Genomic DNA, 20462 nt, shown 5'->3' on the forward strand with positions numbered 1-20462 from the left:
TTCCAAGTTATGGCACATCAATCTTCTTCCGCTCGCGCGCCGCAGCCGGCCCGCCACGCGCCCTGGCACACGCAACTGTTCCTCTTTGCGAAGAATTTTGCCAAGCACCCAACGAATATTGGGTGGATGTTCCCAAGTTCACGCTTTGTCGTGGGGCAGGTGTTGAAACAAATCGATTGGGAAACCGCTCGCGTTATCGTGGAGTACGGCCCGGGTGTGGGAACGTTCACCAATGACATTCTGCAGCGAATGCATCCCGACGCCAGATTGGTCGCCTTTGAGACCAACGACGAGTTTTGCAGTTATCTGCGCGGCGCAATCAACGACCCGCGTTTCATCCTGCTCCACGAATCGGCAACCGAAGTCGCCACTGCTCTGGACCGCCTGGGCCTGCCGCTTGCCGACTACGTGATTTCCGGCATCCCGTTCAAAACCATCCCGGAGAAGCTCCGCGGCGAAATCGTTCGCAAGACACATGCGGCTCTGCGTCCGGAAGGGCGCTTTCTTGTTTATCAGCTTTCCGGGGCGGTTCGTCCGTATCTTGAAAGCGTCTTCGGACAGGTTCGGCAGGATTTCGAATTGCTGAGCATCCCGCCGGGGCGCTTGTTTTACTGCGCCCGCTAACCGCGACAAACGCTCGCTGGCGCGGTCCCCTCGAAGGCGAATTCCGGGGAGAAATCAAGAAATTCCGGATTGCGCATTGAAATTCTCTGCGTCCTTTGGTTCATTAGATCGCAGCCAGATATGATCTCCTCGGCTCCTATCGCATCGCGACGCTCGCTTTCCGCCGAACAAAGCGCGTTGCTGACCCTGCTTGCGGACGAGGATTCGGCAGTTTACGGCTTGGTGCGTCAGAAGATTATTTCCGGAGGAGAGGCAGCGCGAGCATGGCTGCAGCCGTATTCCCTCAGCAACGATGCGGTCCTGCGGCGCCATGTCCTCGAGATCCTCGCCTACTTCGAACGTCAGCAGGCCGATACGGAGTTCCTCTCGTTTTGTTTGAAGTCTGGGGAGGATTTCGAGCTTGAGACCGCGGCGTGGCTCCTTGCGCGGAGCACGTTTCCCACGATCAACCGTGAAGGATACGCGGCGTTGCTGGATGAGTTCGCACACGAAGCCGCGGAACGCATGGCACTGGAAACCAGCGTCGAAGAGAAACTCAGCGCGTTCAATAACTATCTTTTCTCAGAACTCGGCTTCGTCGGCAACGTGGCGAACTACTACGACCCGGACAACAGTTACCTGAATCGCGTGCTCGATCGGCGCACGGGGAATCCCATCACGCTGACGCTTTTGTACATCCTCGTGGCCCGCCGGTCGGGAATGCCAGTCACCGGAATCGGCCTCCCGGGCCATTTTATTTGCCGCTACCAAAGCAGCTCGGACGAGCTTTACATCGATCCGTTCAATCGAGGCCAGCTTCTGAGCAAGGCTGATTGCGTGAAATATTTGCAGCGGGGGAATTACAGCCTCACCGACGATTTCCTGGCTCCCGCCAGCCCGCGCCGGATGCTGCTCCGCATCTGCAGCAATCTGCATCAGATCTACACGGAAGTGGGTCGCGGCGGCGAAGTCACGCGGTTCCAGCGTTATCTCGTGGCGCTCGCGCGGTGACGCTTCTCAGTCGGGAAGCGTGCGCCATTGCCACCGCGCAATGAAGGGGTCGACCCTCACCAGGAGAAAATAAGCCCATCGCTGCTTGATTCGACGCCAGAGCGTGCGTGTTTTTCGCCACTCCTCGAGCGTGATTGCCTGGCTGTGATTCAGGTTATTCGCAAACGCAGCCCGCGCCTGTTCAGAAATTTCCGGCGAATCAAAACGGATCATCAGTTCATAATTGATCTGCAAACTGCGCTGGTCGAGATTCGCCGACCCAATGTAAACCACGTCGTCGACAATGATCAGCTTGGCATGCAGGATCTGCGGCTGGTATTCAAAGATTTCCACACCAGCGTTGAGGAATCGGCGATACAGCGACCGGCCGGCGAGCTGTGACACCACAACATCCGACTTCCCCGCGAGGATCAACTGCACGCGCCCGCCTCGACGGACAACACGAGCCAGCGCGCGCCGCAAAGCCCAGGTGGGGAGAAAATAGGCCGCGATGATTTTAACGTCGCGCGCCTGGGCGATGTCCTTCGTGAGCGCGCGTTTGATTGGACTTCGGCCGCGGCCAGGCCCGCTGAGGAGGATCTGCTCAGCCCGCCCGGGCACCGCCCGTTTTGCGTTGAACCGCCGCAGCCGCATGAAGGGTTTGTGCCGAAACGCTGCGCGGTCGAACATCTCATCGAATGACGCGGCGAGACGCACCGCAAGCGGCCCTTTCATTTTCAGGCCGAGGTCGCACCAGCCGCAACGAACTCCATCGCCCTCGTACTTTGTGGATATGTTGAACCCACCCACATAAGCCGTGTGATCGTCGCACACCAGAAGTTTGCGATGGTTGCGAATCGACATACGCCGGAGCACGACCGGATTGAACACGCGCACTTCGCCTCCACAAGCCTGGAGCGGCGCCCAGAACTCGGCAGGCACTGCAAGGGAACCCAACCCGTCCACCAGGACCTTCACCGACACGCCGCGCTCGCAGGCGCGCGCCAAGGCGTCGCGGAACCGCTGTCCAAGTGCATCGGCGGCGTAAATGTAGGTCTCAAGCCGCACCGAAGTGCGCGCTGCATCGATCGCCTCGAGCATGCTGGGAAAAACTTCATCACCGGTGCAAAGCCAGTTGCATGTGGTGTCTTCCTGAACGGCTGACATCGACGGGAGACTAGGAGGAACAGGGTTGGAATTCAATGGGTCCTTCGCCGGGTGCCCTTGCCTACCCGGTGAAACAGCCCATGGCTCTCAAACCGCCTGAAATCGAGGATGAATGATGAAGTTGATCGCCACGGGCACGATTGATTACGTCGTTGTCGGGCATCGCGGCATTGGCGCCATATACCGCCTGACGAATGGAATGGTTTATCGCCAGTGTCACCGCGCCGCACAGCGAATGGAACCGGGCAGCCCCGTGCGAATCTGGTCGCGCGGCGCTCAACTTCTGATCCAGTTCGAGGAGCAAGGCGGTTTGATCAGCGTTGAACAGGTTGTTTGCGCCCCTTCCCGATTGATGGCCTGACCTCCTCGCGCTGCGCGCTCCTGCAGGCAAAGCGAAATTATTTCCAACCTTTTCCAAGTTAAGGCATCTATACCTTTGTGCGCACCCTTCTGAGTCTCATTACGTTTGTCCTTTGCCTGGTCGCGAGTCATACGCAGGCGGCCCATACCCAGGCCCGTCTGCTTCTCTCGGCGACCTCTGCAAAACCTGGAGACACTGTGACCGCTGGGATTCACCTGCAGATGGATCCGCACTGGCACACGTATTGGAAGAATCCCGGGGCGTCAGGCATTGCCACTGAAATCAAATGGTCGCTGCCTGCCGGAATTACGGCAGGCGAAATCGAATGGCCTGCACCACAGAAACTGCCGCCCGACGACCTCCTTACCTATATTTACGAAGGTGAAGTTGTTCTGGTCGTTTCGTTGCAGTTGTCCCCCGACCTGCCGGCAGGCGAGCATTCCATCCAGGCAAATGTTTCCTGGCTGGAGTGCAAGGAACAATGCATCCCCGGCAGCGCCCAGGTCTCGGGCTCCTTGAAGATTGGTGAGGCTGCCATCGCCTCTGCGGACAGCACTGTTTTGAAAGCGTGGCGGCAGCGAGTTCCGTCGAACTTCGCGGGAACCGTCGCAGCCCATTGGGAAGAGGCGGTTTCCGAGAAGATCCGGCCTGTCGTGCTGGAATGGAGTGCGACGGGCACCGGACCTGCGGATTTCTTTCCATTCGCGTTTGAAGACTTCGAGGTCCAGGGCTCCGTGGAAAATCTAAAGGCGCCCTCGGGCAAGATTCGCATTCGCAAGCTGGTGAAGCGATTTGAAGGCGAATGGCCGCAACAGATTGCCGGACTTGTCGTCGAGGGCGCGGGTGGATCTCAGAAAGCCTGGCGTGCGTCCATTTCGATAAGCGACGCCGCACCCGCAGACGCGTCCGCCACATCAGCGACGCCGGGCCTGTGGCAAATGTTGCTGTATGCCTTCCTGGGCGGAATGATCCTCAACATCATGCCCTGTGTGCTGCCCGTCATCGCGCTGAAGATCCTCGGGTTCGTGAGCGAGTCGCAAAGCCACCCGGGCCATGTGCGGAAACTGGGATTGATTTACGGACTCGGTGTTCTTTGTTCCTTCCTCGTACTCGCCGCAATCGTGATCGGCTTCAATGCGGCTGGCAAACAAGCGGGTTGGGGCATGCAGTTTGGCAGCGGTCCCTTCGTCGTCGGGCTCACGATCCTCGTCACTCTGGTCGCCCTGAGCTTGTTCGGTGTTTTCGAAATCAATCTCGGATCGCGTGTCATGGGCAGCGCGGGAACGCTGGCGTCGAAGCAAGGATCCGCGGGCGCCTTCTTCAATGGCGTGCTCGCAACGATCCTTGCGACCCCGTGCACGGCCCCGTTTCTCGGCCTCGCGCTGGGATTCGCGTTCGCGCAACCTCCCGCCATCATCGTGCTGATGTTCCTCACGATCGGAGCCGGGCTGGCATTTCCTTATGTGTTGCTGGCGTTTCAACCGGGATGGTTGCGATTTCTTCCGCGACCCGGCGCCTGGATGGAACGATTCAAAATAGGCATGGGATTTCCAACGCTCGCGACTGCGGTGTGGCTGTTCAGCCTTACTCAAGCGCACTATGGAAACGGGGTTTTATGGATCGCCATGTTCCTGGTGATCGTTTCGATGGCGGCGTGGATATATGGGGAATTTGTGCAACGCGGACGACAGCATCGTGGCCTCGCGGCCGGGGTTGCATTGGGCGTGCTGGCGCTGGGTTATGCATTCACCCTTGAATCGCAACTTCAATGGCGCCAACCCGCCGCCGCGGGCAATCGCACGATCGAGCAAAAAAGTGGGGGGCTCGCGTGGGAACCCTGGAGCCCTGAGGCCGTCGCCGAAGCCCAGGCTGCAGGGCGTCCGGTACTCGTGGATTTCACGGCTGATTGGTGCCTCACGTGCCAGGCCAACAAGAAGTTTGCCATCGAGGTTCCGTCGGTTGAGGCGAAGTTGCGTGAGATCAATGGCCTGGCGTTGATGGGCGATTACACTTTGTTTCCGCCTGCCATTCGCGAGGAATTGCGGCGATACAACCGCGCGGGAGTTCCACTCGTCCTGGTTTATCCCGGGACCTCGGGCGCACAACCGGAAGTCTTGCCTGAGGCCCTCACACCCGGACGCGTTTTGAAGGCGCTGGAATCGGCTCACGCAAAGAAATCCTGAAACCTCCCGAATGTGCGTGCGTCTTATCGCTTGCTTAACCCAAGTTAACCGAAAGGAAATATGAGACGCGCTATTGCATTGCTGGCATTTGTCGGACTTTCAACCGCAGCCTTCGCGGGCGCCGAAATCGGCAAACCCGCTCCCGAGTTTGAGGCCAAGGATATCAACGGCAAAACTCACAAGCTTAGTGATTACAAGGGAAAGATTGTCGTGCTTGAATCGTACAATCTGGATTGTCCCTTCTGCGCCAATCATTTCAAGACAGGCGCCATGCAGGAACTGCAGAAAGACGTGACTTCGAAGGGCGGCGTCTGGCTGGTCGTGAATTCTGTTAATCCGAAAAACGGCAGTTATCGCGCCCCTGAAAAAGCGCGCGCCGAATGGGAAAAGCAAAAGATGAACGCGACCGCATGGCTGGATGACAGTTCAGGCACGATCGGGAAAGCGTATAACATGCAGACCACGCCGCACATGTATGTGATCGACGCGTCTGGAACGCTTGTCTATAACGGCGCCATCGACGATAAGCGTGCTACCAACCACGACCCGCGCGCTGCCAAGAATTACGTCAAGGAAGTTTTTGGCAAGCTGCAGGCCGGCGAGAAGGTCGAACCATTCGAAACCAAACCTTACGGCTGCAATGTGAAGTATTGATTGCGGAAAAAAAGATCGAGTCCCCCACGGCGGCGCCTTCAAGGCGCCGCTTGTTTTTTGCGAGATAATCGTTGCTCAATGCGAGTGGGGTCCGCCACCGCAGCAACGTCCGCAACCACCCCCTCCGCCCTTGCGCGGGGCAGGCGATGCGGCCTGGGAACCGCCGGCACTCGACGCAAAGATTGAAAATTTCTTCGCCAGCCTGGTTGAACCGCAGTGAGGGCAGGCGGTGCCTTCCCAATCGTTGGAGCGAACAAGGATTTCGCTGTCCCGATCGCATTTCTCACAATGGAATTCGTAAATCGGCATGAGTGAAAAATAACCGGACCGGCGCTGAAGCTCAAGTGGGCCCCGTTCGCATCCCGCACATCCGAGTAGCAAGGCGCCCTATTCAGCCCGGGAAGGCGGTACCGTATGTTCCCCGCACAACCACTCGTGAAATCCCGGGAATGCCTGGAGCAGGCTCCCAAAACATCGGAGAATCGCCATGCGAAAGAGACTTGTTAGCCCGCTTCTCAGCGTCGTCATCGGATCTGTGCTCACTGCCGGCTGTATCAACTCGCATCGCGACCCGGACCGCGTTGTTATCGTTCCTGGCCAACGAATCGTAGTCACCGAAGAACCACCGCCCACGCGAATGGAAGTGATGAGCACAGCGCCGGGATCAGAGCACGTGTGGATCGCAGGTCATTGGATGCGCGCAAACCAGCGTTGGGTATGGGTGCCAGGACATTGGGAAATGCGCCCGAAGGTGGGTGCAACCTGGACTCCGGGACGCTGGGACAAAGATCCTGACGGCAAAGGCTGGGTCTGGGTGCCCGGCCATTGGGATTGAATCTCAGAAGAAATGATAGGGCTGTCTGCTGCTGCCGGCCCGGTAACCAACTTTCAGGTCCTGCAATTTGCGCCAGGACACATGCGAATCGAGAAACAAGCTGTTCACGCCCGCGGGAGTGCTGCCATCCCGATGAGGCGGGCGGTAAGCCCCGCCGTATTGAGGCGGTACGTTCTCGCTGGGAACAACGAAGTTGTAGGGGCGCGTGTTGTTCAACGATAGCAGATCGTCACTTAAAATGACCGTGTCGCTCGGCCGATTTGTTTCCGTCGTGGCCCCGATAAAACGGAACCCGTTTTCTCCTGTGCGCTGATCGGCTGCATAACGTTTGGTATAAAGGCTCATTCCAATGATGCGACGATCCGGCGTGAAATCCCACCAACTCCAGCTTTGGCCGGGAAGAGGCTTAAATGCGTCGATTTCGTTCACGCTGTTCATCAAGCCCGCGCAGTAGAAAAGCTGACGCGTCGAGCCGTTTGCCAGGAACAGATCGATATAGCGTCTCGTGACGTCATGTGCCCAGTCGCCAAACCCCGGGGGGCGGGCATCAGCTGTCGCCGTCGGTTCCTGTGGCAGCTTGTCGCGGCTTTCCGAAGCGTACATGAACATCGTCACCCCAAGCTGCTTCATGTTGTTCATGCACTTGATCCGGCGTGCCTTCTCCTTGGTTTTTGCCAAGGCCGGCAAGAGGAGGGCAGCGAGGATCGCTATGATCGCGATGACAACCAGGAGTTCAATGAGTGTGAAACCGCTTTTATGGCGGGGAAACGACGGGGGGTGAATCGTGTTCTTCATGGCTGGGTAGCAAACCCAGCATAGGCAGCACGATAATCGTGTCAACGTGAGCGGGCCGCCGCAGGATAACCAATAATGGTTACATCAAATGGTGGAGTTTATCGGCTCCGCCGCCGCGTCGCGAAAACGGCTGCCACTGTGAGCAGTGCGATGGCCGTCGGCTCGGGGATTACGCTGATCACAACATTGTCCAGAATAACCCGGTTGCCTGCAGCCAGCGGAAAACCCGTGCTGTTGAAACTCACGCTGTTAATGCTGATCGCCAGAGTCGGATCCCACACCCATGCACCCGTCAGGGTGCCCTGCCCCAGGTTGAGATCGAGGTGCGTGAAGCTCCCGTCAGCCGGCAGAACTGGATTGAAACGCGTTTCCCAAACCTTGTCGCCCGAAAACTGAGTGACAAAGAGTCCGAGATCGGGAGCGACAGTCGCGCCAAACAAGGCGATGTCGAGCGACAAGGTGATGTCGCCGGGCGCGAATGCAGCCAGCGAGCCAGCTGGGACGATGTCGGATCGGCCGACGCCCGCGTAGAAATACCAGTCCGTTCCAAACGCGCCTGACGCGTCCACATTCATCTCGAGAGCCTGAGAACCGCCGATGCCGCTGGACTGTACTGTTAGCGAAGCCGTGACGCTGCCGGGTCCATGAAATGACCACCAATCGGCAGGGTTCACGGTTCCGGTTGCAAACGATTGAAAGTCCTCGCTGTAGAGAGTTGCTGCCGAAGCAGGCAATACACTGCCCGCCAGGGCTGCCACGGCGATCAAAAAAATCAAATTCATAACTGGTTTCGCTTCACTTCGACGGCATGGATTCGCGGCGGACTGGACCGGGGTGATTTTACTTCCGGAAGCCGTGAGGCCCTGCATTCGTCGAATCTGAGTATCGGAGTTTGGCGTTCCAGCTGAAGGCCGGGATAAAAAAGATTCGACAGAATGCCGGACGAACTGAAGATTTCAGGGTGCCGATTTACGAATACGAATTGTGCGAAGGCGACTGCAAGGCCTGCGGCGGCCGCTTCACCTTGAGACGCCCCCTTTCGGCCGCCCCGCTCACGCAGTGTCCTGCCTGCAAAAAGCCGGTTCGCAAGGTGATTTCCAGTTTCAACTCTCCGATAAAGCTGAAGCCACTTTCCGTTACCGACGCGAAGAAAGCAGGCTTTACCGTATTAAAGCGGGTGAACAAAGGGGAATACGAACGGCAATAAGCAGCAAACTCCTGCGGGGAAAAACGTTGCGCCGGTCGGCGGTTTTTGGCTTTATCAGGCGGTTTTCGGGCGGCAGACGCGTGCAGGAGCCGGATTCCAGCGGTTTGCGGCCGGGTTCCGACGCTGGTGCGCAGTCATGAAACGAAGCCGGATGCAGATTTTTTACTCGGGGCACGTGCAGGGAGTCGGCTTTCGCTATACCGTGAAAACTGTCGCCGCCGGGTTTGAGGTCGTTGGATCGGTCCGCAATCTCGCCGATGGCCGCGTGGAACTCGTGGCTGAGGGATTGAGGGAGGAATTGGACGCCTTCCGGGAAGCCATACCCGATGCCGGGCTGGCGCGTTTCATCCGAAATGAAGACGTTAGCTGGGGAGAAGCTGCGGGCGGGTTCCGCGGGTTTGAGATTTTAAGATAACAATGAAGTTCGCGATAATAGCCGACATTCACGCCAATCTGGAGGCGTTTCAGGCCGTTTTGGAAGACATCAAAACGCAGAAATGCACGCACTACGCCTGCCTCGGCGATGTCATCGGCTACAATGCCGACCCGAAGGAATGCCTCGATATTGTCCGCAGCATGAACATTCCCTGTGTGAAGGGGAATCACGATGAATACTGCTCGACTGACGGCGCACTCGATGGCTTCAATCCCGCCGCTGCGGAAGCAGTGAATTGGACGCGGCAACAATTGACCGAGGAAGACCGGCAGTGGTTGCGCGATCTTAAGTATGTCCGGATGGTCACCAATTTCTCGATCGTGCATGCCACCCTCGACGGCCCCCAGCGCTGGGGTTATGTGTTCGACAAGCTGGCTGCTGCAGCCAGCTTCACCTACCAGAACACTTCGGTCTGTTTCTTCGGCCACACGCACGTTCCCGTGGCGTTCATGCGGGACAGCGTTGTGCGCGGCGGCACGTATTCAAAGTTCAAAATCGAACCAGGCAAAAAATACTTTGTGAACGTTGGCGCTGTTGGACAGCCCCGTGACAACAATCCCAAGGCAGCTTACGTGGTTTACGATGTGGATGAAGGAACCATCGAACTGCGCCGCCTGGATTACGACATTGCGGCCGCCCAGCGGAAGATTCTTGCCGCAGGTTTGCCTGAGAGGCTGGCAGAACGCCTTGCCTACGGGCGTTAACCCGCCGACCCGCCCACGTCTGACCGTGCGATGGGCAACCCGGCTGCGCGTTGAAAATTCTCATTCTCAAGCCGAGTTCCCTCGGTGATGTCATTCAAGCGCTGCCAGTTCTTCGGCTCCTCAAGCTGCACTGGCCGAAGAGCGAAATCTACTGGTGGATTGATTCCAGCCTCGCGCCGCTTCTTGAGAGTGATCCAGATCTTAAAGGCGTTGTCCGGTTCCATCGCCGCCGCTGGGGATCACCCATTCGTTGGCCGGAAATGCTGCGAAGCATTCTCTGGCTTCGCGAGCAGCGCTTCGACTACGTCATCGACCTGCAATGTCTTGCCCGCAGCGGGGCCTTTGCGTGGCTGTCACGCGGCGAGTCGTTGATCGGGCTGGATGAAGTCCGGGAGGGCGCGCGTGGATTCTATGATTTTGCCGCGCAGCGGCCCTCGTATTTCACGCACGCCGTCGATTGGTATCTTGAGACGCTCAGGAAGATCGGAGTTCCCGTTCACTTCAATTTTGAGTGGCTGCCGATTCGGGCGCAGGTTTTGCAATCGCTGCAGGAGCGCTGGCAAACAGATCAGTTTCGCTGGATCGTTCTTCAGCCCGGCGCCCGCTGGCGGAACAAACGCTGGCCCGCGGAGAACTTTGCCGAAGTAACCCGGCAACTCGCGTCCGCAAATCCTGAATTGCGCTTTGCGGTTCTCGGAGGTTCCGACGACGCCGAAATGGGACGTCAGATCGCTCTGGCTGCTCCGGATCGCTGCCTGGATCTTACGGGGAAATTGTCGCTGCCGGAAATGATCGAGTGGATTCGCGCCTGTGAACTCATGATCAGCAACGACACGGGACCCATGCATGTTGCGGCCGCGCTTGGCAAACCGGTGATTGGAATATTTGGCCCCACGGAACCGCGGCGCACCGGGCCGTACGGTCAACTCGATCGGGCGCTGCAAACCGAACTGCATTGCGTGCCCTGCATGAAACCGTTCTGCGTCAATCCGGTGCAACTCGAATGCCTGCATCGCATCACGCCCGCCGCAGTCCTGGCGCAAGCTAGGCCGCTTCTCGAATCGCGCTGAATAAATTCCGCGCTGCTGGCGTCGGTTCAACTTGCGATGCCTGGCCAGTGCACGGCGGAAAATGTTTCCGGTTTTGCGGCTTGCCAGTTTGGTGCCCGCACCTAGAGTGATCCAATGAAAAAATTAGGGTTGTTGCTTTGCGCACTACTCGCCGTCACGCCTCTGCTGCAAGCGCAGGTGACTGTGGACCTCTCCCTGACGCAGGAACAATTCCTCGCGGGCCAGGCCATCCCTCTTTCCGTGCGCGTCGTGAATCGCTCCGGCCAAACGCTCCAACTGGGCGATGATCAGGATTGGCTGTCATTCGTGGTGGAATCGAAGGATGGTTACGTGATCACGAAAAAAGGGGACGTGCCCGTGGACGATGAAGCCTTTTTGCTGCCCTCGGCCAAGCAGGCAAAAAAGGAAGTCGATCTGGGACCTTATTTTGGATTTTCCAAGCCCGGCCGTTATACGGTGACTGCAACCGTTTTCATCAAGGCTTGGAACCAGCAGATCAGCAGCGCGCCGAAGGCGTTCGACATTATTTCAGGGTCGAAAATGTGGGAACAGGAAGTCGGGCTTCCGCGGCCGCCCGCCGCAGGGGATGCTCCTCCGGAGATTCGACGGTACGCCCTGCACCAGGCCAATTATCTTAAACGCGGAATGACCTTGTTTCTGCAGATCAGTGATGCCACCGGCAAAATTCACAAGGTGTTCCCTGTGGGCCAGATGGTATCGTTCGCACGGCCCGAACCCCAGGTGGACGGCTTGAGCAACCTGCATCTGCTCTACCAGGACGGCAAGCGCAGCTACAATTACACGGTGGTCGATCCCAGCGGGTTGGTGCTGACGCGCCAGACCTACGAATTAACCAGCCGGCCCAGGCTCAAGCGCGAAGAAAATGGCGAGTTAAAAGTCGAAGGCGGCATCCGCCGGGTCAAGGCGACAGACATTCCGCCGCCCGCTTCTGCTGAAAATCATGCTGCGACTGCGACGCCCTGAACTCATTTTTTGGCTCGCGGTTTTGCTCAGTTCGCTCGCACCCGCTGGCGTCCACGGCGCGGAAAATGTCACCCTGCAACTTTCAAACGGGGATCGCATTTCAGGGGCCCTGATCCTCCACTCCACGAATCGCGTCGTTCTCTCAAACAGCTGGAACGCCCGCCTGAGCGTTCCGCTCAACCGCATCGTGTCGGGACTTCCGAAACGCGAAGGCGAAGTCATATCCGATGCGACGGAACTGGTCGTCTACGAAGCCGCCAAACCACTGACCGCCGCAGTTCAAACCACGAACGACGGTCCCTGGAAAGGGGAGGCGCAACTCGGGCTCGACCTGATGTTCGGCGCGCGGGACAGGCGCGGACTCTATGGCCGATTCAAACTGGGTTATCAAAAGCCTTACGAGTCCGATCCCAAAAAATTCTTCCGCAACGTTTTCGATTATTCAATCGATTACGCCACCACCGAATCATTCCGCACCCGCAGTGACGGGACGACGGTGAGCACGATGGAAACAACATCCGATCGAATGCGCGCCAGCAACAAGACATCATTCGACCTTGCAGGACCATGGTACGTCTACAACCTGGTCGGCGGCGGCTTCGATCACGTCCTGAGAATCAACGCGCAATATGAGGCAGGCCCGGGCGTCGGTTACCACGTGATTGAGGAGAAACATCTCACGCTCAACCTGGAATTTGGTCTGAACTATCAGGCCCAGTATCGCTCGGACGGCACTGACGTGCAGGACGTTTACTATCGGCTTGGGCAGGAACTGACCTGGAAACTATCGGACAAGCTCAGCGTGGTGGAACGGCTGGAATATTTTCCCCGAATTAATTTCGACGGACATCGCATGCGATTCGAGACGACGCTCAAGTATGAGCTTTGGAAGAATATTTCCTTGAACCTGACGCTGCTGGACCTTTTCGACACGCATCCTGCCGAGGACGTGGATGAGAACGAACTGCAGGTGCGGTCTTCGCTGGGCTTGAAATTTTGAGCGCCTCGGCTGAAGGAGGCTGACTGGGTGCTTGAGGCGGCTGGAGGCTGAGTATTTTTTCCACGACGCTGCCAAAATCCTGCAGGATCAGATCGGGATGCGCTGCTCCGTTCCACGCGGACCGGATCAGGATGGAAGTGCACCCCGCAGATCGCGCGGCTTCGACATCCTGCCATTTGTCGCTGACCACGAACGAGGCGTTCATGTTGAGCTGCCACTTGCACCGGGCTTCTTGAAACAATCCCGGCCTGGGCTTGCGACAGGGGCAACGGTCGGGATCATCGTGCGGGCAGATGAAAATGTCGTCGACAGGAATGAGGCGGCGCAATTGGTCGTGCATGCGGTCCAACTCGCGTCGTGAGAGATCGCCCCTTGCTATGCCCGGTTGATTGGTCGTCACGAGCAAAAGGAATCCCGCCTCCTTCAGGCGCGCCAGCAATGGGAGGACGCCCTCCTGCAATCGGAACTCGGCCAGACTTGCCGGGCCGACCTGTTGCCGGCCGTTAACAAATGCCTGGTTCAGGACACCGTCACGCTCAATGAACACGGCTTTCTTCATAATGGCGCAACACAGCAGGAACCCGGCCGGGTCCTAACCGTTATTCCAACAATTCCTCCAGCGTTTGCGCCCGCCCTTCCATCGCTTTTACAATCGGCTGCGCGCGAATGACCGCGTTGTCTTCGGTCTGGCCGGGGAAGGCCTTCATCCGGACCCGGACGGCTGCCATGGGATCCCCATTTCGATCACGCAATGGCAGAACCACGATCACCGCGTCCTTGCTGCGGCCGAAATATCGATTTCCCGTCTTGATCGTTTCCGCTTCCGAGACCGAGCCAGGTGTTCCGATCTGATCGACCTGCTTGCTGGCAATGATCACGGGCATTGTCTCCTCGGCGCGCCGGGCAAAGATCGAAAGGTCCAGGACACGGGGATAATCCCGCAACGCATCCCGCACCAGCGCCTTCGCGATCGGCTCGTGCGGCGTGTAGTTCATCCGGAGGCTGGCGAACTGCGCAATCGTATCGGACTTCGTCCACAAGCCGATCCTCCCGGTGCGGCGCGCGGTGCTATCGATCAGCTTTACGAGCTCTTGTCCATTCAGGGCGCACAGGATTCGCGTGCCTTCAGACTGCACCACCAGCGTGTGCCATTCGTTCTTTGTCACCGGAACTTCGGGCCCTATTGCCGGTTTCACCAGCCCGTTCTCGACCTTGAAGCATCGAAAGCTGTTTGCCAAAGCGTCGGCGCGAACGACGAAATAATTGGAGGGGTTTTGATACCGGAATACGAGCCCGGCGCTTTGCTCGAGCGTGCCGGCGACAATTTTGAAACGGATTGATAATTTGAAGTCAGCCACCACCTCGTCCATCAGCAAAACCGGAAACCGTTGCCCAAGCAACTCCCGCGACATCTGCGCCACTATCTCCTTTTCCGGTCCCCCGTCTTCCGCAATGACGCGCCACTCCCCTGCTTTGCCGTGTCCCAGCAGGACGCTGCTGAACCCTTTTGGCAGACCGCCTGCCGAATCGGCTTCGAACGAAATGCTTCGTCCAGCTCCGACCACGGCGCATGTCCACAGCGCAACCGCCAAGACCAAAACAACTCGCATGGGCGGCAGCCTAGCAGAACGATTAACCGCGACAAGTTCTACAGGCTATTCGTAACGCAGCGATTCAATGGGATCGAGGTGGGCTGCCTTGTAGGCGGGATACGTGCCGAAGATGATGCCGACGGCGGAACAGATCGCGAGGCCTAGAATTACCCAGTCGAAAGGAATCACAGGAGTGAGCTTGAGCGCGAGCGCCAGGCTGTTTCCACCCAGAATGCCGAGGCCGACGCCGATGATCCCGCCAATCTCACAAAGAACGATGGCTTCCAAAATAAACTGAGTCATGATCGTTCTCCGTTTCGCGCCGATCGCCCGGCGGATGCCGATCTCCCGGGTGCGTTCTGTCACCGAAACCAGCATGATGTTCATGATCCCGATCCCGGATGCCAGCAATGCAATGGAACTCACCACCGCAACGCCCAGCCGGACGGCGCGCGTGAAGTTCTCAAACTGTTCAATCATGGAGTCATTCGAGAAGAGTTCGAAGTCGTCGTCGGCTCCGGGTGGCACCTTGCGGATGACACGCAGCAGCCCTCGCGTCTGTTCCACGGCCGCCGCGTAACCCGCCTGATCGGCGGCCTGCACAAGAATTGCCACACTGCGATCGCGCCGTCCGTATCGATCCAAACCTGTTGTGATCGGGATGACTGCGAAGTTGTCCTGATCACCTCCGAGGGAAGTTCCCTTTTTTTCGAGCACGCCAATCACCGTATAGTTGATGCCATCGAGCTTGACCCGTTCGCCCACGGCGCCGCCAAACGGGAAAACGCTTTGGGCCAGGCCGCCGCCAAGAACACAGACGTCCCGCGCATTATCGACATCGCCTTCTGCAAGCAGGCGGCCTTCAGCAAGATTCCAATTTCGAGCGGCGAAGCTCCCCGGCGTTTCGCCGAACAGGCGAACGTTCGGCGCGCTCGAACCATTGCGGCTGCTGACTTCCCCCGCCCAAAACGAAGTCTCCACGCCGATGCTCGCGGGAAGAGTCGCCTTGTCCTGCAATCGCCTGGCCTGGGCGTATGTGATGTTCTTGCGCCGCCAAAACTTCTCAAAGCCGTCGGGTCCGCCAAAGTAAACGCCTGGCCATTTCTGGATCATGAACGTGTGGCCGCCGAGCTGGCTGAGGTTGGATTCCACGTCGGCCTGCAGCACGCGCATCGCAGTCATCACCACAATGATGGAGAACACGCCGATGAGAACGCCCAACAAGGTCAGCGCTGAACGCAGCTTGTGGGCGACGAGGGCCCCGAGCGCCATGCGGAAGCTTTCGCGTGTCTCTGCCATCAGGACCCATAGAGTGCGTTTTTTCATTCGCTGCGCAGTGCATCCACGGGGTTCATGCGCGCGGCGCGCCAGGCAGGAAAGAATCCCGAAAGCAGCCCCGTAACCAGCGACACAACCAGTGCGATGGTCACGACAAGGGGCGACAGTTCAGCGGGAAAATAACGCTTCATCGCGAGGGTAATCGGCCACGCGATCGCGAGCGCCACAAGCCCGCCGAGCAGGCAAATGCTCGATGCCTCAAGCAGGAATTGAAGCAGGATGGTCCTGCGCTTGGCTCCAATCGCTTTGCGGATCCCGATCTCGCGCGTCCTTTCAGCGACGGAGACAAACATAATGTTCATGATTCCGATGCCACCAACAAACAGTGACAGGCCAGTAACGAAGAGGCCGATGGCAGCGATCGTCCCGGCGACGCGATGAAACATCTCGAGGACCTGGTCCTGCTGATTGATTGAAAAATCATCGTCCTCGGCCGGCCCCAGGCGCCGCACCTTGCGCATGACGCTGCGCAGTTCCTCCCGCGCCTCCTCGATTTGTTCCACCTGCTTGATCTTCACCTGGATGTCAAAGTCCGGATTGCTGACAAACGCAGAACGAAATTGCGGGAGAGGGATGATGACCTGATTATCAAGACCGCCTCCGCCGTCGCCAAACAAGCCGCCTTTCTTTTCCAGCACGCCAACCACTTCAAACTGCGTCTGCCCGATGGTGACACGCGCCCCGAGGGGAGAGTTCTCCCGGAACAGATTCGTCGCCACTGTTGCCCCTATAACGCACACAGGCCTGCCGCCCTCAGCCTCCGCGTGTGAAAGGACTCGCCCGTGTGAAACCATCAGGCCGCTGATCTGGAAATACGACGCTGTCGTGCCGATCACAGGGACCCCGTCGGAACTGCGCTTGCCGAATCGCACTGGCCTTCGCGACTGAGCCACGGGGGCAATGGCGACGGCGCTCGTGAACTGCCGCTCCAGCTCATTGACCTCGGCGAGGGTCAACTGCTTGCGCTTTTGCATCTTCATCCAATCGTCGTGCGAATTCACAAACCAGGCGCTGCGCTGAACGTAAAGCGTGTCGCCGCCAATGAACGAAATACTATCGACAAATGCGCGATTCAATCCCTGGATCGCCGTGCCCATCAGGGTGACTGTCACCACCCCGATCACGACCCCCAGGGTTGTGAGAATCGATCGCAGCTTGTTTGCGCGGATGGCATCCCACGCGATGCTGAGGCCTTCCTTCAGTTCAGCGAGCAGGTTCATTGCGCGCGTTGCGCCTGCGGAATGATGGGAGGCAGGCCGCTGCCGGTTTCCGGATTCACCGCAAGAGACTCGTCACTCGCAAGAAGGCCGTCACGAATCCTCAAAACCCGGCGCGCCTGCCGCGCCACGGCTTCTTCATGCGTGACAAGAATGATCGTGTGTCCCTGCTTCCACAATTGATCGAACAACGCAAGAATCTCCGCGCCGGTGCGTGAGTCGAGGTTGCCCGTCGGTTCATCCGCCAGCAGGATCGAAGGGTTGTTGACGAGCGCCCGCGCGATCGCGACCCGCTGACGCTGTCCTCCCGACAGTTCGTTTGGCCGATGATGCACCCGGTCCGCAAGGCCCACGTGTGACAACGCATCGAGCGCGACCCGCCGGCGTTCCTCGGCTGACATGCCGGAGTAAATGAGAGGCAACTCGACATTCCGCAGCGCGTCTGAACGGGGCAGCAGATTGAATGTTTGGAAGACGAACCCGATCTCACGATTGCGGATCTCGGCCAGCTGATTGTCCTCCATCATGCTCACGTCGACTCCGTTCAGGACGTAACTGCCAGCACTCGGGGTGTCCAGGCAGCCGATCAGGTTCATCAGTGTGGACTTGCCCGAACCCGACGGTCCCATGATCGCGACGTATTCGCCGCGTTTGATTTCCACAGTCACCTCGCGCAACGCATGGACCGTTTCGTTACCCATCTGGTACCGGCGGGAAATTTTGTCGAGGCGAATGAGTGTCATGGACGCTCCTTCCGGCGGGCGACCCTGCACAGGCGCGGCGATCCATGAAACACAGCAATCAGGCTCAGTAACCGCGGCAGATCTTTTCCAAGGTAGCGATTCATGACGCTCACTTTTTGTCCGCGGTGGCGGCTTCGGGTGAGCCCCGTACAACTTTGTGGCCATCCTGGAGATCACGAATCGCGCGGTAATTCCCCGACACCACCTCATCACCTTCCTTCAAGCCGTCGAGAATCTCGTAATAATTGTCGTCACTGATGCCGCTCTTGACCGGAACCATGCGCACCGCGTCGCCATTCACAACAAATACAACCTCCTGCTGCTTCACCGTTTCCTTCAGGCGTCGATCGCCCGATGCCGGATCATTGGTAGTCTGAGCAACGGCATTCGTGCCGGTGTTCTCCTTTTTGTCCTTCGTTTCCTTCGGCGGCCGAGTGGTAAGGCTGGCGATCGGAACAGTGAGCACATTCGTGCGGTACCGCGTTTCAATCTCAGCTGTCACCGACATTCCTGGCCGCAGCACTTCCTTCTCCTGGACGCGGACGTGCACCTCAAACTTGGCCGCTTCCTGGCTGCTGCTGCTGCCTGACATTCCCAGGGCCGACGTGCCGCTGCCTTTGGCTGAATTCGCGATTTCGGTGACCACCCCGGAGAACTTCCGGTCGCGGAACGCATCCACTTCCAGCCGCGCGATCTGTCCTGGCTCGATCAGAATCACGTCCATCTCGCCAATATCAACGCGTGCTTCCATTTCGTTGAGATCTGCGATTGTCATGATTTCCGTCCCCTTGTTGAATGATGTGCCCAGCACGCGTTCGCCAAGTTGCGATTGCAACCGAACAACGGTTCCATCCATCGGTGCTGAAATGGTCGTCTTGCTCAGATCATCCACCGCCTTGTCGAGACCGAAGCGCGCCTGGTCCTCCTGGTGAACGGCGTTCTCATATTGAAGCCGGGCCACCTCGTAACTTGTTTTGAACTCCAGGAAAATGGAGTCGGACACCAGCTTGTTCTGGAACAACTCCAGGTTGCGCTTGTATTCGGCCTCAGCCATTTCCAGTTGCGCCTTTGCAAGATTGCGGCTGCCGGTCGACGACCGATAGTTCGCTTCGGCAGAATTGCGCGTGGCAATGTAGTTGTCCGGTTTGATCTGAACCAGCAAGTCGCCCTTCTTCACGCGATCTCCCTCGCGCACCGGCAACTTCACAATCTCGCCCGCAACCTCCGGGCTGATCACCACCTGCTTGACGGGCTGGATCTTTCCGTTCGCAACAACTATCTCCGTGATGTTGCGTCGGGACACTTTTTCAGTTTGAACCGTCGTCGCCGGCGGTTTCCGGTTGGCGAGGGCAAACACAACGAGCCCGCCGACCACGACGATGGCGGCCAGTATGAAAATCCAACGTTTGCGCCGTTTGGGAGTTGTCATGATGACTTTCTATTTTCTGTGCCCGATTGTTTTTTCCTAGCCCGACAATGAAGCCAGGCCGAGGCCGAGGATCGCGATCGCAAGCTGGACGGCGAGCCACGTTCCCATCACGAGGAGCAATGTTTGTGAAAGCCGCACCCCGGCCAGGCGAGCGAGGCCTGTCGCAAGCAATGTCACGAACCAGATGTTGAACACGTTCGCCTGGACAATGAAGGGGGTTGATTTGGTGCGGGCGTCGATCTGCGACAGCAACGAGCCTGACGGGTCAGGCCTGGCAAAGCCCGTCGTCAGAGCCACGGCAACGATGCTGCCAACGACGGTGACCATTGTCGCGAGGCCGGCAACCTCGAGCGTCTTGAGAAAATTCAGCCGAACCTTCAAAAACAGTACCGCGAGAAGCCAGAGTAGAAACGCCCATCCAAACATTCGCAATGTGGTGACACCGCCTGCCATGGCAACCGACAGCACGCGCGCAACGGCCGGTTGTGTCATCCAGTGCACCACCCGCAGATGTTGGTCGGCCTCAGCCTGCTCCACCTTTCCTCCCGCGACCAGTTTAGTGAAGTTTTCCTGCTGAACTTTGCGGAACTCATTGAGCGCGGCGGGCTGGCACAACGTCAGCCAGAATGCAGTGACTCCTGCGACGAGCGACAGTATGCCAGGAACAATCCATGTGCCGGCCGAGTGAACCGAGGCCCGCACATCCTCGAACGTGGCGCTCGGAACCGCGAACACATTCAACACTCGCGCGGCGACCGACATCTGCGGCGGTTGAAGTTCTGGCCCCGGTTTGGGAATGAGTGGTGGAACGTCCATCAATTTTTCTGCATTTGTCGCAAACGCGCGCGATCGCGCACACTACAATTCTCAGCCAGAATCCCAGCCGATGCGTGGCGCCGCTGCGAACGCCGCATCTTTGTCAGAAACATTCGGGGATGTCGAGCGCCCCCCCCGTCGCGCGACTTTGCTATGGCTGTGAATTTCGGCCCAGAGACTTCGCCCTGTTTCACCTGTCGGGCTTATATATTTAGCAAACGCAGGAAACCTGGCGGTAGGTGAGCCGTTTGTTTTCGATCAACTGGCCAAACCCTTTCAGGCGGGTGCCATCGGTTTGATGGCGGGTGTTCCAGCGGAAAGCGAATTCATTGGCGTAT

The 20462-nt window shown here is 58.2% G+C and carries 23 protein-coding genes and 1 pseudogene; 13 read left to right on the forward strand and 11 right to left on the reverse strand.

Going from position 1 to position 20462, the window contains the following annotated elements:
- Positions 1-9 precede the first annotated feature (9 nt).
- Positions 10-624: an rRNA adenine N-6-methyltransferase family protein gene (locus tag VEH04_05750; GenBank protein HYG22270.1), complete on the forward strand. Its 615-nt coding sequence runs from the start codon at positions 10-12 to the stop codon at positions 622-624.
- Positions 625-744: 120 nt separating this feature from the next.
- On the forward strand, positions 745-1614 hold the full coding sequence (locus tag VEH04_05755; protein ID HYG22271.1) for a transglutaminase-like domain-containing protein: 870 nt from the start codon (positions 745-747) through the stop codon (positions 1612-1614).
- Between the two features lie 6 nt (positions 1615-1620).
- Here VEH04_05755 and VEH04_05760 read toward each other — a convergent pair whose 3' ends face one another.
- Entirely contained in the window at positions 1621-2760 is a 1140-nt protein-coding gene (locus VEH04_05760; protein HYG22272.1) for a phospholipase D-like domain-containing protein, read from the reverse strand.
- Between the two features lie 112 nt (positions 2761-2872).
- Here VEH04_05760 and VEH04_05765 point away from each other — a divergent pair, with 112 nt between their 5' ends.
- The 3 genes from VEH04_05765 to VEH04_05775 all read left to right on the forward strand — a co-directional run bounded on the left by VEH04_05765 (position 2873) and on the right by VEH04_05775 (position 5958).
- The gene (locus tag VEH04_05765) at positions 2873-3121 is read left to right on the forward strand and encodes a hypothetical protein (GenBank protein ID HYG22273.1); all 249 of its coding nucleotides are present in this window, start codon (positions 2873-2875) and stop codon (positions 3119-3121) included.
- Positions 3122-3198: 77 nt separating this feature from the next.
- A complete protein-coding gene (locus VEH04_05770) occupies positions 3199-5304 on the forward strand; it encodes a protein-disulfide reductase DsbD domain-containing protein (protein ID HYG22274.1) in 2106 nt (701 codons plus the stop codon).
- A 60-nt stretch (positions 5305-5364) separates the two neighbouring features.
- Positions 5365-5958, forward strand: coding sequence for a redoxin domain-containing protein (locus VEH04_05775; protein ID HYG22275.1), 594 nt, complete (start codon positions 5365-5367; stop codon positions 5956-5958).
- Positions 5959-6033: 75 nt separating this feature from the next.
- On the opposite strand, the gene VEH04_05780 is transcribed toward VEH04_05775, so the two are convergent.
- On the reverse strand, positions 6034-6267 hold the full coding sequence (locus VEH04_05780) for a zinc ribbon domain-containing protein (protein ID HYG22276.1): 234 nt from the start codon (positions 6265-6267) through the stop codon (positions 6034-6036).
- A gap of 178 nt (positions 6268-6445) precedes the next feature.
- Between VEH04_05780 and VEH04_05785 the strand changes: the two genes are divergently transcribed.
- Entirely contained in the window at positions 6446-6793 is a 348-nt protein-coding gene (locus VEH04_05785) for a YXWGXW repeat-containing protein (protein HYG22277.1), read from the forward strand.
- 3 nt (positions 6794-6796) lie between these two features.
- Here the strand turns inward: VEH04_05785 and VEH04_05790 are convergent, their stop codons facing one another.
- Positions 6797-7588, reverse strand: coding sequence for a prepilin-type N-terminal cleavage/methylation domain-containing protein (locus VEH04_05790; GenBank protein HYG22278.1), 792 nt, complete (start codon positions 7586-7588; stop codon positions 6797-6799).
- A 98-nt stretch (positions 7589-7686) separates the two neighbouring features.
- Positions 7687-8370 carry a PEP-CTERM sorting domain-containing protein gene (locus tag VEH04_05795; GenBank protein HYG22279.1) on the reverse strand — a complete coding sequence of 228 codons (684 nt, stop codon included), beginning with the start codon at positions 8368-8370 and terminating at the stop codon, positions 7687-7689.
- A gap of 179 nt (positions 8371-8549) precedes the next feature.
- Between VEH04_05795 and VEH04_05800 the strand changes: the two are divergent.
- The 7 genes and pseudogenes from VEH04_05800 (at position 8550) to VEH04_05830 (ending at position 12989) form a co-directional block, all read left to right on the forward strand.
- Positions 8550-8636: pseudogene (locus tag VEH04_05800) on the forward strand (zinc ribbon domain-containing protein).
- A gap of 11 nt (positions 8637-8647) precedes the next feature.
- Positions 8648-8935, forward strand: a complete 288-nt coding sequence (locus VEH04_05805; protein ID HYG22280.1) for a hypothetical protein — start codon at positions 8648-8650, stop codon at positions 8933-8935.
- A complete protein-coding gene (locus VEH04_05810; GenBank protein HYG22281.1) occupies positions 8932-9210 on the forward strand; it encodes an acylphosphatase in 279 nt (92 codons plus the stop codon). The genes VEH04_05805 and VEH04_05810 overlap by 4 nt, the downstream gene beginning before the upstream one ends.
- Before the next feature lie 2 nt (positions 9211-9212).
- A complete protein-coding gene (locus VEH04_05815; GenBank protein HYG22282.1) occupies positions 9213-9935 on the forward strand; it encodes a metallophosphoesterase family protein in 723 nt (240 codons plus the stop codon).
- Between the two features lie 50 nt (positions 9936-9985).
- The gene (waaF, locus tag VEH04_05820; GenBank protein HYG22283.1) at positions 9986-11005 is read left to right on the forward strand and encodes a lipopolysaccharide heptosyltransferase II; all 1020 of its coding nucleotides are present in this window, start codon (positions 9986-9988) and stop codon (positions 11003-11005) included.
- Positions 11006-11119: 114 nt separating this feature from the next.
- Positions 11120-11989 carry a hypothetical protein gene (locus tag VEH04_05825; GenBank protein HYG22284.1) on the forward strand — a complete coding sequence of 290 codons (870 nt, stop codon included), beginning with the start codon at positions 11120-11122 and terminating at the stop codon, positions 11987-11989.
- Complete coding sequence (locus tag VEH04_05830) at positions 11967-12989, forward strand: DUF481 domain-containing protein (protein ID HYG22285.1); 1023 nt, start codon at positions 11967-11969, stop codon at positions 12987-12989. Before VEH04_05825 ends, VEH04_05830 begins: the two co-directional genes overlap by 23 nt.
- Positions 12990-13588: 599 nt before the next feature.
- Here VEH04_05830 and VEH04_05835 read toward each other — a convergent pair.
- The 7 genes from VEH04_05835 to VEH04_05865 all read right to left on the reverse strand — a co-directional run.
- Complete coding sequence (locus tag VEH04_05835) at positions 13589-14599, reverse strand: family 16 glycoside hydrolase (GenBank protein HYG22286.1); 1011 nt, start codon at positions 14597-14599, stop codon at positions 13589-13591.
- 45 nt (positions 14600-14644) lie between these two features.
- Entirely contained in the window at positions 14645-15907 is a 1263-nt protein-coding gene (locus VEH04_05840; GenBank protein HYG22287.1) for an ABC transporter permease, read from the reverse strand.
- Positions 15904-17139, reverse strand: a complete 1236-nt coding sequence (locus VEH04_05845; protein HYG22288.1) for an ABC transporter permease — start codon at positions 17137-17139, stop codon at positions 15904-15906. The genes VEH04_05840 and VEH04_05845 overlap by 4 nt, the downstream gene beginning before the upstream one ends.
- Positions 17136-17879, reverse strand: coding sequence for an ABC transporter ATP-binding protein (locus tag VEH04_05850; GenBank protein ID HYG22289.1), 744 nt, complete (start codon positions 17877-17879; stop codon positions 17136-17138). Before VEH04_05850 ends, VEH04_05845 begins: the two co-directional genes overlap by 4 nt.
- Before the next feature lie 109 nt (positions 17880-17988).
- On the reverse strand, positions 17989-19308 hold the full coding sequence (locus VEH04_05855) for an efflux RND transporter periplasmic adaptor subunit (protein HYG22290.1): 1320 nt from the start codon (positions 19306-19308) through the stop codon (positions 17989-17991).
- Positions 19309-19344: 36 nt separating this feature from the next.
- Positions 19345-20124 carry a YIP1 family protein gene (locus tag VEH04_05860; GenBank protein ID HYG22291.1) on the reverse strand — a complete coding sequence of 260 codons (780 nt, stop codon included), beginning with the start codon at positions 20122-20124 and terminating at the stop codon, positions 19345-19347.
- Between the two features lie 211 nt (positions 20125-20335).
- Positions 20336-20462 (reverse strand): transposase (locus VEH04_05865; protein HYG22292.1); only part of this gene is annotated, 127 nt, incomplete at its 5' end.

Source organism: Verrucomicrobiia bacterium (assembly GCA_035629175.1).
Lineage (GTDB): Bacteria > Verrucomicrobiota > Verrucomicrobiia > Limisphaerales > DASXHY01 > DASXHY01.